Origin of the sequence: Desulforhabdus sp. TSK (genome assembly GCF_022836495.1) — a bacterium.
GTDB lineage: Bacteria > Desulfobacterota > Syntrophobacteria > Syntrophobacterales > Syntrophobacteraceae > Desulforhabdus.
Window position 1 is genome coordinate 47565 of record NZ_BQXM01000033.1, and the last position, 12563, is coordinate 60127.

13 protein-coding genes and 1 riboswitch are annotated in these 12563 nt (G+C 59.8%); of the genes, 3 read left to right on the plus strand and 10 right to left on the minus strand.

The features are described from left to right. Positions 1-62 precede the first annotated feature (62 nt). From MWC30_RS16995 to MWC30_RS17005, 3 genes are read left to right on the plus strand one after another with little or no spacing between them, the layout of a single operon-like run. Positions 63-539 (plus strand): metallophosphoesterase family protein, encoded by a 477-nt coding sequence (locus MWC30_RS16995; RefSeq protein WP_256461271.1) that lies wholly within the window; start codon positions 63-65, stop codon positions 537-539. Positions 540-548: 9 nt separating this feature from the next. Continuing rightward, entirely contained in the window at positions 549-1049 is a 501-nt protein-coding gene (locus MWC30_RS17000; protein WP_244085398.1) for an HIT domain-containing protein, read from the plus strand. Then, positions 1036-1467, plus strand: coding sequence for a lipopolysaccharide assembly protein LapA domain-containing protein (locus MWC30_RS17005; RefSeq protein ID WP_244085399.1), 432 nt, complete (start codon positions 1036-1038; stop codon positions 1465-1467). Before MWC30_RS17000 ends, MWC30_RS17005 begins: the two co-directional genes overlap by 14 nt. A gap of 146 nt (positions 1468-1613) precedes the next feature. Here the strand turns inward: MWC30_RS17005 and MWC30_RS17010 are convergent, their stop codons facing one another. The 10 genes from MWC30_RS17010 to MWC30_RS17055 all read right to left on the minus strand — a co-directional run bounded on the left by MWC30_RS17010 (position 1614) and on the right by MWC30_RS17055 (position 11403). Continuing rightward, positions 1614-2429, minus strand: coding sequence for a precorrin-3B C(17)-methyltransferase (locus tag MWC30_RS17010; protein ID WP_244085400.1), 816 nt, complete (start codon positions 2427-2429; stop codon positions 1614-1616). Beyond that, positions 2426-3580 (minus strand): cobalt-precorrin 5A hydrolase, encoded by a 1155-nt coding sequence (locus MWC30_RS17015; protein WP_244085401.1) that lies wholly within the window; start codon positions 3578-3580, stop codon positions 2426-2428. The genes MWC30_RS17010 and MWC30_RS17015 overlap by 4 nt, the downstream gene beginning before the upstream one ends. After that, positions 3549-4328, minus strand: coding sequence for a precorrin-4 C(11)-methyltransferase (gene cobM, locus MWC30_RS17020; protein WP_244085402.1), 780 nt, complete (start codon positions 4326-4328; stop codon positions 3549-3551). The genes MWC30_RS17015 and cobM overlap by 32 nt, the downstream gene beginning before the upstream one ends. 165 nt (positions 4329-4493) lie before the next feature. Continuing rightward, complete coding sequence (cbiE, locus tag MWC30_RS17025) at positions 4494-5816, minus strand: precorrin-6y C5,15-methyltransferase (decarboxylating) subunit CbiE (RefSeq protein WP_244085403.1); 1323 nt, start codon at positions 5814-5816, stop codon at positions 4494-4496. After that, positions 5813-7129, minus strand: a complete 1317-nt coding sequence (cbiD, locus tag MWC30_RS17030) for a cobalt-precorrin-5B (C(1))-methyltransferase CbiD (protein WP_244085404.1) — start codon at positions 7127-7129, stop codon at positions 5813-5815. Before cbiD ends, cbiE begins: the two co-directional genes overlap by 4 nt. An 11-nt stretch (positions 7130-7140) precedes the next feature. After that, complete coding sequence (locus MWC30_RS17035; protein WP_244085405.1) at positions 7141-8070, minus strand: ABC transporter substrate-binding protein; 930 nt, start codon at positions 8068-8070, stop codon at positions 7141-7143. A 14-nt stretch (positions 8071-8084) separates the two neighbouring features. Next, positions 8085-8894, minus strand: a complete 810-nt coding sequence (locus MWC30_RS17040; protein ID WP_244085406.1) for an ABC transporter ATP-binding protein — start codon at positions 8892-8894, stop codon at positions 8085-8087. Beyond that, positions 8852-9877, minus strand: a complete 1026-nt coding sequence (locus tag MWC30_RS17045; RefSeq protein WP_244085407.1) for an iron ABC transporter permease — start codon at positions 9875-9877, stop codon at positions 8852-8854. The genes MWC30_RS17040 and MWC30_RS17045 overlap by 43 nt, the downstream gene beginning before the upstream one ends. Positions 9878-10003: 126 nt before the next feature. After that, the gene (cobI, locus tag MWC30_RS17050) at positions 10004-10723 is read right to left on the minus strand and encodes a precorrin-2 C(20)-methyltransferase (protein WP_244085408.1); all 720 of its coding nucleotides are present in this window, start codon (positions 10721-10723) and stop codon (positions 10004-10006) included. 11 nt (positions 10724-10734) lie between these two features. Then, the gene (locus tag MWC30_RS17055; RefSeq protein ID WP_244085409.1) at positions 10735-11403 is read right to left on the minus strand and encodes a precorrin-8X methylmutase; all 669 of its coding nucleotides are present in this window, start codon (positions 11401-11403) and stop codon (positions 10735-10737) included. 302 nt (positions 11404-11705) lie between these two features. Then, positions 11706-11901: riboswitch (cobalamin riboswitch) on the minus strand. Between the last annotated feature and the right edge of the window lie 662 nt (positions 11902-12563).

Below are 12563 nucleotides of genomic sequence, written 5' to 3' on the forward strand. Positions count from 1 at the left end.
TCCCGTACCCCGTGACATGTGAATGATATTTGTACATAATTCTTCCCAGCGGCGCATGTGAAATGAAAATTGTTGTAATGTCAGACACTCATCTGTCCAATGTGACGGACGAATTTCGCGCGATCTGTTCCCGCTACTGTGACGATGCCGACATGGTGATCCATTTGGGCGATTGGGCAAGAGGACCCATCCTGGATTTTATGGAGCACTATCCACTGGAGGCGGTGGCGGGAAATACGGATGATTACTCCATCCAGAACCGTCTCCCTGCCAGCAGGATCCTGCAGGTGCAGGGGTGGAAGATCGCCATTGCCCATGGGTGGGGATTTGCATCGGACCTGCAGCAGAGACTGAAAAACGAGTTCAACGGAGTGGACGCCATACTCTTCGGGCACACGCACATTCCCGTGAATGCTCAGCAAGAAGGCATTTTCTGGTTCAATCCCGGCTCGGTATTTCTGGGACGCGGCACCTCCGAAAAGACCTTGGGAATCCTTCACGTGGATGAACAGATTCAGGGTGAAATCATTCGATTATAGGAGAAACGCATGCAGAATCTATGGGCTCCGTGGCGTATAGATTACATCCTTGGCAAGAGAGAACCTTACTGCATCTTCTGCCCCGAGGGGGACGGACATTCCGACGAAGAGCGGCTCATCCTCCGCAGAGATGAGCTGACGATGGTCATGATGAACAAATATCCATACAACAATGGACATTTGCTTGTGGCACCCTGGCGACACGTTGCCGCCGTTGAAGAGCTTCAGGGTGACGAAATGCTGAGCCTTATGCAATGGGTGCAAAAATGCATCGCCATCCTGAAAAAAGTCATGCACCCGGAAGGCTTCAACGTCGGATTGAACCTGGGAACAGTGGCAGGAGCGGGAGTGAAGGATCACCTGCATTTTCATGTGGTACCCCGCTGGAACGGCGACACGAATTTCCTCCCCGTCCTCGCCGATATCCGCAGCATTCCCGAGCACCTCAAGGCGACCTACACGAAGCTGATCCCCCACTTCCAGAAGGAGAGTGGGCATGAAAATCTTTAAGCTGATCCTGACCTTACTGATCTTGGGCTTTGCGACCCTCTTTGCGTGGGAGAATCTTTCCACGTTCCAACAGGTCATCCCCTTTCAGCTGAACCTTTATTTTCGGGAGGTCCAGAAGTGGGAGCACCATATCTACACGGTGCTCGGCATCGCTTTTGGCCTGGGCTTTTTCCTGGGAGCTGTTCTTGTACTGAGGCCTTATTTCAGGTTGAGACGCCGACTGGTCCAGGAGCGCGTAGAAAGAGAACAGATGCGGGCCTCCCAGGAAGCCGCTAGAGTCGAAAAACCGAATCCGATTCCGCCGCCGGTGGTGGAAATCCAGCCGGAGCCGGCAGCTGCATCCCCATCCGCCCCTGAAAATCCAGCATCCGATTCCGGCTCCGCCGAAGCACCTCCAGCCAAGCCGACTCAGGGATAATGCCGCTTCCTCTGGCGGGAAGCCGCGCTGCATACTGAGCGTTGATGTGCGCTGACTTGCCCATTCCCTCTGCACTTTGCACGAGGGCGAGTCTGCGCACGTCACGGGTCTACTGCAGACGCCACTCCACTTTTACCCCTCTTCCCTCATTCCGAAAGCGTGTACTTGTTCAGGTAGCCTCGGGGGGTCACCATCCAGCCGTTCCAGAGGTAGGTCTTGCTGTTCCCCACGATGAGGATGGACTGCATGTCCACCTCTTCAAAGGGGATTTCTCCCAGCGTTGTGAGGCACTTCCACTGGCCATCGCGCATGGCTTTGCGGAGGATGGCCACGGGGGTTTCGGGGGCTTTTTCCCGGAGCAGGACTTTCTGAGCCTTTTCCAGAAGATCGGGACGGGTTTTGCTCCGCGGATTGTAGATGGCCATGACAAAATCAGCGGAGGCCGCGGCCTGCAGCCTCTTCTCGATGAGATCCCAGGGGGTGAGGTGGTCGCTGAGGCTCACCACGGCGAAATCGTGCATGAGGGGAGCCCCCAGGATGGAAGCCGCCGCATTGAAGGCGGCCACACCCGGAATCACCTCCACAAAGAGATCCGGAGCCGACGCATTCACGCCATCTACTGAGGCAGCGGTTTCATCCTCCATTGAATGCCTGACCCCGCCGGGCGAGGCAACCCTCAGGGCCCGCTCCCGGCAGATGTCGAAAACCAGGCCGGCCATCCCGTAGATCCCGGCATCGCCGCTCGATACGAGCGCCACGCGGCGGCCGGCAAGGGCGCGGTCGATGGCCAGCGCGCAGCGGTCCACTTCCTTGCGCATGCCGCTGGAAAGCACTTCCTTCCCCTCCAGCAGCTCGTCAATCAAACCCAGGTAGGTCTTGTAGCCGAGGATCACCTCTGCAGCAACGAGCGCGTCGAGCGCTTCCGGCACCATGTAGGAGCGGTAGCCGGGCCCGAGGCTCACGATGGACAGGCGACCCGGGCCACGGCCAGCGTCACGTTGAGTGTCTTCTGTTTGGGAACGATGAGGGTTTGGCTCCGGGCGCTCAGTAGAGCAGTTGCTTCGCATACGCTTGAGACTCCTATGTGTCGGGCCACCTGTTCCGATGGGTTGGGAACGGTGATCTTTTCTACCGCATCGCGGGGATAAAAATAGACGGGACGATCGAGGGCTGCAGCTGCTCCCAGGAGCCCCGTTTCATCGGCCTTGAGGTCAATGCTCGAAAGATTCCGGATGGAGGCTGCCGAGAGGTTTTCGCGCAAAAAAACCTCCCGCAGGAGATCCAGGATCTCCCCGGCGGGCGTCCCTCGATTGCAGCCGATGCCCACCACGAGGTTGCGGGGGCGCAGCACAAGGCATTTCAGGGAAGAAGGCACCAGGGTCTCCGAAACCCAGACGCCTGGATTTTCCGCATGACCTCCCGCGTAATCGGGTGCCTCGGAACAACCATTGAGGTTTTCCTGTATGGGGACTGCTGCAGAGGATGCCGAAACATCAGGAATCTGCGTCAGCCAGTCGATGGAGGGTTCATGGGCCAGATAGCTCCGCAGCCGACCTTCCGGGTCGTAGATCCAGAGAGGCTCCTCCTCGAGCAAGGCCCGCGCCACGCGGCTGAGCATCTCAAAATTCTCGATTTCAAGGCCTGCTTCCCGGGCGATGAGGTCCAGGGCAGGCCTTTTCTGTACATCGGTGGCCGTGGTGATGACGGCCTGCCCCCCGGTCAGGCGGGCGACCTCTCGCGCCAGCCGGTTCGCTCCTCCCAAATGCCCAGAAACCAGGCTGATGACGAATTTGCCCCGTTCATCCAGCACCACGACGGCGGGATCATCCTTTTTGTGGCTCAGATGGGGGGCGATCTGTCGCACCACGATGCCCGTGGCCATAACGCAGATAAGGGCGGAGAATTTCGGCCAGACCCACTGGAGTGCATCCGCCAACCGGTCGAATCCCACGGCTCCCATGGCCAGAGCGAACCGATGCCGGACAGGGACATAACAGACACTCCCCGGCAGCTGCCCCTGCAGCTGCAGAGCGAGATTCGCCCCATGCTTCGTCAGGGCCAGGATGGCCACGGATGGAGACTCAGGCGGGGAGCTGCACTTTTCGAAAACCATGCTCGAAGGACTCGTCGTAGAGTTTGGATTTTTTCAATTCCTTCCCGGTGCGGGCGTTGAACACTTCACCCACCATGATGATGGCCTGGCGGCTGATGCCGGATTCCTTGACTTTTTCCGCAATGTCCCCGAGGGTCCCCTTCACCATACGCTGGTCCGGCCATCCCACACGATAGGCCACGACCACCGGCGTCTCTCGACCATAGCTCGGCACGATTTCTTCCACGAGCTTCTCGATCTGCTGCACACTGAGATAAATCACCAGGGTCGCACGGTGGGCCGCGAGTGACCGCAGGTCCTCACCCTCGGGAACAGGTGTGCGCCCCGCCATGCGCGTCAAGATGACCGTCTGGGAAACCTCGGGGAGCGTCAATTCCTGGGTGAGGGCTGCAGCGGCGGCAAAAACCGCTGAAACCCCGGGCACAACGGCATAGGGAATTGCCTCCCGGTCCAGAAGCTCCATCTGTTCCTGGATGGCGCCGTACAGGGCGGGATCGCCCGTATGGAGGCGAACTACCCGCTCCCCTCCCAGGTACCCCTCCCTCAGAAGGGCATGTGTCTCCTCCAGAGTCAGGGGGGCGCTGTTGTGGATGCGGGCTCCCGCCCTGCATCCCTTCAAAAGGGTTTCGGGCACGAGGGAGCCCGCATAGACGATACGGTCGGCCTCCTCCAGGAGCCGCCTGCCCTTGACCGTGATCAGCTCCGGGTCGCCAGGACCGGCGCCGACAAAATGAATGGGGTATTTCATGGCATGCCTCGCATCCAAAACTGTAAAAAGGGACGCTGATGACGCTGACCAGGCGCTGAAAAACGCTGATAAAAACTTTTGGGGAGGTTGGAGAAAAAACAGCGTTCGTCAGCGCGCGTCAGCCTGCGTGCGTCAGCGTCCAATTTTCAATTTATCCAATATCCATCATTTAGAGGCCCTCTTCCACACACTGATCACGAATACCGGGTTGAGGGCTTCCAACCGCAGGGTTTTGCCGATGGGAGCCGATCGGCTGACCTGCAGTTGGATGATCTCCAGCTCATAGTCTTTGTCCCCCCAGAACGCCCGCACAGCCTCCAGGGTATCGAGGGTCACGGCGGTGAGCACCAGCCTCCCCCCCGCGCGCATCCGTCGCAGAAGGTGATCGAATACTTCGGGCAGGTCCCCGCCGCTGCCTCCGATAAAAACCCGGTCGGGGTCCGGCAGTCTCCCCAGCAGCTCCGAGGACCTGCCATGAAATGCCTGGATGGGGGAGCCGCAAAGGCGTTCGATGTTCTCCTGCAGGTCTCGGTAACGGTGCGGGTCTTTCTCCACGGCCGCCACACAACGCAAAGGCACGAGGCGCGACGCTTCGATGGAGACGGAGCCGCTCCCCGCCCCCAGGTCCCACAAGACGAGGCCCGGTTCCAGTTGAAGAGCGGCGAGGGCTACCGCGCGGACTTCCATCTTGGTGATCAACCCGGCCTGGTGGCGGAACGCCGATTCGGGAAGCCCTAGAACCGTGCGCGGCAGGGCGGCATCGCCCTCCAGATCCACTGAGGAAGAGGCAGTCTCCTCAGGCGTGCCCTGTCGAGGGGCATCTTTCCTCTCATCCAATACCGCCACCAGGTTGAGAGAGGAAAAACTCCCAGTCGCAGCCTCGCGTGGAGAAAGGCGATGGATTCGCTCGGAGGAAGTCCCCAAATCTTCCCCCACGACCATGACCCGATCTTCCATTCCGTTTTCCAGGAGCTGCCGGGCGATCCAGTTGGGAGTGTGCTGCGGGTCCGTGAAGCATACGAACCGGGGATGCAGGCGGAATTGGAGCAGCCACCGGGGATCGCCAACGGCGGCACCACGGCCGTGGAGGCTCAGGACCTTGACATCTTCCCACGGTTCATTGAGGCGTGCAAAAAGAACCTGGACACTCGTGATGTTGGGAAACGTCACGAGGTGATCTTTTCCCAGTCGCTCCGCCAGGCGGCGTCCTATGCCGAAGAAGAACGGGTCCCCCGAAGCCAGAACGGCCGTACGGCGCTCCCGTGATATTGCGCCCACGGCATCCAGCCACGCGTTCAACGGCCCCTTCAAGGGGAGCTTTTCGCCGGGATGACTGGCAAACCAGTCCAGGTGACGGGCTCCGCCTGCCAGCACTTCCGCCCGTTCGATCCAAGGCAGGGCCGCCGCAGGAATGTCTCCCACCCGCATTCCCATCCCCACCAGGACCACGCAGGGCGGGGCCCAGTCATCCGGTCGAAGGCCCCTCATTTTCCCCCGGCCCTTTCCACATCCACCAGCAGGGTGCCGTCGTAATCGAAAACCAGCAACCGCAGAGGTAGCCGATATTCCACCAGTCGCGCCGACTGATCCAGGGCCTGGACGGCCACGCCCCGGATGACGTCCTGAGCGTTCCGCTCCCGCAGCAATTCCAGGGCGTGGCGGGCGGTATTGGCTTCGGCGAGGCTGCCGCAAAAGCTCCCGTCATACCCCAGGCTCGCCGCCAGCTCTGCCAGGGGCGTCAGGTCCAGCGAGACCCTGTGGGCGTGGGTGTATGCATGCCCCTGGGCCATCTTCACCACCTTGCCGAAAAAAGCGCTGTGTATGAGCCCCTGAAATCCCATGCGCCAAGCTTCTTGAACGGAGAAGGCAAAGAAATCGGCAACCTGGACAAACGCCTCCCCGGGCAGGTCGGGAAGGAGCTCCTGCGCAAACCGCTCACTCTTTCCCCCCGTGCTGAGGACGACGCGGGTGCACCTGTTGGACCGCGCCACGGAGAGGGCCGCCTGGATGGTCTCTTCGTACGCCGTGTGGGAAAAAGGCTTCACAATGCCCGTTGTTCCCAGAATGGAAATCCCCCCCACGATGCCCAAACGCGGGTTGAGGGTATGCCGGGCCAGTTCGGCGCCTTTGGGAACTTCGATCTCCACCCGGAGAACACCCCCGTCCAAGCACCCGGGAAGATGCTCTTCGGGGCCATGAAACGGCAGGAGCACATAGGGCTTTGACGGCGCTCCCCTCGGGAAAAGATCCTCCGCCCCCCCGGCAGGTTCCAGACCGGCCACCCCCGGGCAGCCCCGCAGGAATTCCTCGTGGAGGTTTTGGGACAGCATTTCCCTCGGCATGGGATTGACGGCCGGCTCCCCCACGGGCACGGGCAGTCCGGGTTTGGTGACCCTTCCAACCCCTTCACCTGCCACCAGGCAAATGCCGGAAAACTTCTGCAAACCTCCTGCAGGGAAGCTCACAGTCGTCTCACCGGACGAAAGCGCCCGGATAGAAGGACCAGGCGTAGAAACGAAGCGGACTCGAGCCCTCACCTCCGCCTTGTGGGTGACATCGGGATCGTCTCCCCCGTCCTTGACGACAACCGCCACGACATCCATTCCGTCCCTGTAAATGCTCTCCACAGGAATGGGCAGGTAATACCCGGCAGGAAGCCTCACGGCGATACATTGCGGGCTCTTTCCCGTCAGGAGAAATCTCAGGGCTGATCGAGCAGCCGCCGTGGCGGCGGTGCCCGTGCTGAAGCCCCGCTTGAGATTCCTCTTGTCTCGATCTGAATCGCATCCCGTTCTGGACATGCTCCGCCGCTCTATTCCCCGCCCTTCACACCGGCGGCAGCCTCGGACGGGGCATCAAAACGTTCAGGATAAAGCTGCGATGCAAGCTGCTCCACGGCATCCACACAGCGCGGACCGGGGCGGGAAAAAAGGAGCTCATCCACGAAGAGAATTTTCCCGTCCCGAACCGACCGGAGCCGATCGAAATGCGCCCTCTTTCGGGGATCCAAGGGGTTCCGGTTCATAGGGCCCTGCTGAACGATATAGACATCGGGATCGGCCAGGAGAAGGGATTCAAAATTAAACTGCACCATGGCCTTTTCGTTCTGCAGGGCATTTTCCGCTCCCGAAGCCTGGAGAATGCTCTCGACGATAGACCCTCTGCCTGCCCCTGTCAGGGGTTCGCCCCGGACTTCGAAAAACACCCGGACCCGCTTTTGAAATCCCGAAAGACGCGCTGTGACTTTCGCCAGCCGCGCCTTCAACTCAAGCACTTTGCTTCGGGCGATATCTTCTTTTCCCGTGAGTACGCCCAGACGTTCCATGGTGGAAAAGATATCCTCGAAAGAACGGGGAGCAAACACGGCCACGGGGATCCCTGCCTCGCGCAGACGCTCCATCTCCCCGGTTTCTTCCCGACGGCTGGCGCTCTGAATGACCAGGTCCGGCTTCAGCCCCAGGATCATTTCCACGTTGGGGCGCATATGCGTTCCCACGGAGGGTCTCGCCACAATTTCGGGGGGGTATTCATCCGCCTGGGTTCTCGCCATGATTTCCGGTCCGGCTCCCACGGCAAAGAGCATTTCCGCAAAGGCGCCGTAGAGGGGAATGATGCGCCTGGCGGGCTGAGGCAGCTCGATGACCTGCCCCAGATCATCCTTCACCTGGACCGCCGCCGCCAGGGAAGGCACGAAGAGCAGCAAAGCGGAGAGGAGAATGAAAACCCTTTTGATTCGATCCATATGCAGCACTTTCGTTAGGGTAAAAAGACCACTTGCCGTTTGCCCGTCATGGGAACATCCTGCACCCAGACCCGCGTCTCGTAGACCCTTTCGAGGATCTCCGCCGTCAGGACTTCTTCGGTGGGCCCATCCGCCACGACGGCACCCTCCTTGAGAAAAATCATTCTCCGGCAAAACAGGGCCGCCAGGTTGACATCATGCAAAACCGTCAGGACGGTCAGTCCCTCCTCGCGGTTGAGCCGGTCCAATACCCGGAAGACCTGCAGCTTTCGATGGACATCCATGGCGGAAGTCGCTTCATCCAGGAGGAGAACCGGGGCTTCCTGAGCCAGGGCGCGGCCCATCACCACACGCTGCCGCTCGCCGCCGCTCGTGGCCGAAATCAGCCGGTGTGAAAGCTCCTGGATGTCCATGATTTCAACGCACCGACGCACCACCCTTTCATCTTCCAAGCTGTCCATCTGCCAGCGCTTTTGATGGGGGTAACGTCCCATGCGCACGATTTCCAGGCAGGAATAGGGAAAGCGGATTTGAGATTCCTGGGCCACGGCAGCCATGCGACGGGCCCGATCCTTGGCGTTGAGGCGCTCGAGAGGGCTTCCGAGAATGCTCACCTCCCCTTCCTGAAGGGGGACGACGCCGGTCAGGGTCAGGAGCAGTGTCGTCTTCCCCGATCCGTTGGGTCCCAGGATCCCCACGAGCTCACCCGGCTGGACCTCGAAGGAGACCCCCTTGAGCACCTCATGGCCTGGATACCCGCAGCGGAGGCCCTCCACCCGGATCAGAGCTGAAGATACTTCTTGCGATGCATCAGGAGAAAGCAAAAAAAAGGTCCTCCCAAAATTGCCGTCACCACTCCCACGGGAAGCTCTTCACCACCGGGGAGAATGCTGCGCGCCAGAGTGTCTGAAATGAGAACGAGGAGGGCTCCCGCAAGAATGACTGCAGGCAGCAGGCGTCGATGTTGGGGACCGAGTCCCAGGCGCACCAGGTGCGGGACCACCAGGCCGACGAATCCGATGACCCCGCTGACGGCGACAGCCGCAGCCGTCACGAGGGAGGCAGCCAGGAGCAGGCGGAAGCGCAGGCGCTGCACATTCACACCCAGCTGCTGCGCCTGAATGTCGCCAAGCGTCAAGATATCGAGCTCCCGCGCATAGGAAAGAATGATTCCCATGCCCACGAGCAGGTACGGCAGAACCAGGAGCACGTGAACCCAGCTCTTGCCCGAGAAACTTCCCATGATCCAGAAAACGATGGTGGAGATGGAGTCTTCATTGAGGCTCTTGAGCAGGCTGATCCAGGCGGATAGAAACGTGGAAACGATGATTCCCGCCAGCACGAGGGTCGTCGTCTGGATGCGGCCATCCACACGCCCCAGGAGGTACACCATGTAGAGTGCCAGGACCGCCCCGGCAAAAGCGGCTGGGGGCAATGCGTTGACGCTGAGGAAATGCACGCCGCCGGCACCCAGGAGGATGGCGAGGGAAGCCCCGAAAGCCGCCCCCGTGGAGACTCCCAGGGTAAACGGATCGGCCAGGGGGTTCAGCAGCACCCCCTGGTAGACCGCCCCGGCCAGGGCCAGCGCCCCTCCCACCACCAAAGCCAGGCACACCCGGGCCAGCCGCACATGGAGAACGATATAGCGGGCGGTTTCATCCACCCCCTGCGCCGCCGAGGGGTCCAGAGGGGAAGCCCAGAGGCGCAGGATGGATGCATAGGGAATTTTGTACGCCCCGATCCCGGAGGTCAAGAAAGCGGCCAGAGCAATGGTCAGCAGCAACAAAAGGGGCAGCAGGAAGGGCACGGAAAGAAAAGGTCTTCTTTCTTTCCCATGTTCTCCCCAAGAAGGACCACCCTGCGGCAATGGATCCCTCCCTTCTTTCACCCTGCATCCTTCCCGTTCGCCATGGATCTGGGAGCTCCGCCCCTTTCAGGACTCCAGCCCACGCTTCTTGAGGATCATGAGGGAAAGGTAGTGAGGCTGCTGCATTGCCTGAAGCTTCTGGAAGTCGTGCTCCACGATCTGGCCTTCCTGCCCGCAGCGGCTCACAAAGCAGCAGGAATCCTGGAGTCCCGTTTCCTGGATTCGCCCCAAAATGTGAGGGAACTGCTTGTAGGTCTTCATGAGAACCACATTGTCCGAAACATCCACGACTTCCTTCAGGCGGTCTCCACCCTTGGCCCCCGAAATGATGGTGATGACTTCCTCCCCTTCCGCCAGGGGCATGTTGGCACAGGCCGCCGCCGCCTGAAAAGAGGTGATGCCGGGAATGCTGGTGACCTTCACGCCGGGGAGTCGCTTCCGAATTTTCCTCATGAGATAAATGAAGGTGCTGAAGGTCAGGGGATCGCCCAAGGTCAAAAAGGCCGCATCCTTACCCTGCCGCAGGACCTCGACGACTTTCTCGCAGTTGGCCTGCCAGGCATCTTCGAGACGCTCGGGGTTGAAAGTCATGGGAAAGGCAAGATGATCCACGGGTGTATGGGACGGAAGATGGTCCCGAACGATGTCAAGGGCGAGACTGTAGTCGTTCTTGCTGGAGGCCGCCGCAAAAACATGGGCCACCTCTTTGATGACCTTCACCGCCTTGAGTGTCAAGAGCTCCGGGTCTCCGGGGCCTACACCGATACCATACAAGGTGCCAAGCATAGCTTCTTTCCTCATTCGTTTGATGTCTTAGCCCGTTCCAAAAGAGCATGCAGGATAGCCACTGCGACGGAGCTGCCCCCTTTGCGCCCGAGGATGGTGATCGCGGGCTGTTCGGTCATTTGCCAGAGCATCTCCTTGGACTCCGCAGCCTGGACGAAGCCCACGGGAACGCCGACGACCAACGCCGGCCGAACCCCCGCATCCCTTATGAGTCGAGAGACCTCCAGCAGCGCCGTGGGGGCATTTCCGATGGCCAGAATGGCGCCATTGAACCGAGGCGCATAATGCCTGAATGCGGCCACAGACCGGGTGGTCCCCCATTTTTCCGCCCATTCCTGGCTGTCGGCGTGGGTCGCCGGGGTCACCACGCTGTTTCCAAACCACTGCAGCCGCCAGGGTGACAAACCCACCTGGATCATGCGGGTGTCGGTGATAATCTCGGCTCCCCTCTTGAGAGCTTCGATACCGGCGGCAACAGCCCGGGGATGAAACCGCATCCCGTTGGCATAGTCGAAATCGCCCGTCGTGTGGATCACACGGCGAACCACCTGCCATTGCTCGGGGGTAAAGGAATGATCCCCCATTTCGGCATCGATGATCCGGAAACTTTCCTCTTCGATCCGGCGGCCTGCCTCGACCAGCCCTGTCCGATTGATGTTGGCGCTCTGCGGAGGATTCATTGTTGTCTCATGCCCCTGTTCATCCCCATTTCCTTCGTGCAACCCGGTCCCCGCTCAAAAAAAAAGTCCTCGAACCTCCAAAATGTACGGAGATTTCAAGGACTGCACCCAGCTTGACTTCATCCTCAAATGCTTGCTTGGGGGAATGCCTCGCTCCCCCGGGAATTCTCCACTCTCCCGGCGATCCAAGGGGAAAGTGCCTTTCCGCATCATGCTCCACGCAGACGGAAAGGGCCGACCAAGGGGTAGGCGCTCCATAAAGTATGTCAGGGTACGGGAGCATCTCACAGCCTCGACGGCAGAGTCCCTTATTAGCTCCAGGCAGGTTTTCTGGCTCACGGATCAGCCTACTCACCATCCCTTCCCAGCGCGTTCAACCCCGTGCCAGTGGTCGTCATGGCTTTCGTCCCCGTTTACAGCGGCGGGACCGCGACGGACTTTCACCGTCTTCCCTTTTAAACCCTCTCTTCATCAAGTACCTGAAACCATTTTATGCCAAAGAGCAGATGATACGCCACACCATCTCTAACGTATTTGCACCGCCGCGTCAATGCCAAGGGTTGTTTTGCTAGAAAGATTGGGGACAAACGGTTACTCAAGCTGATCGGCCGCTACCTTCAAGCCGGATTGACCCCTTAAACGGTGTGCCCGGCGGCAAGACGTATTTGATCAGGAGAGCTCCCTCGTCGATTAGGGGTAAGACACTGAGCAGCCCAAGCCATGCGGCAAGCCCTCCAAACGCCGGCAACATGATTTCCGCCAGCACGGTCAGGCCCTGCGGTGAGCAAAAGCAAATTAGACCTTTTTGCGCAGGCCATTGCCAATACGGATCAATAGCCCTGAACCGATGGGCCGGCACTGTTCGGTCAAGCCGATACGACCGAACATCATCGGAAAGACAGACTTGACTCCATTCTCAACCGCCGGCACCGACAGGACATCTTCAGCAGCACGATCTGACTCTGCAAGCTCGACAATGGATAGACGGCTGCCTTGGCCCCTTGGGCGACCTGCCACTCCCGCCAGGCGATATCTAAGTACCTGAGCGTATATTTCTTAACATTTTGTCTTGCTGTCCGTTCGCCCTGAGCCTGTCGAAGGGCACAACCAGACATGCCCTTCGACAGGCTCAGGGCGAACGGTTCGTTTTGTTAGAAAAC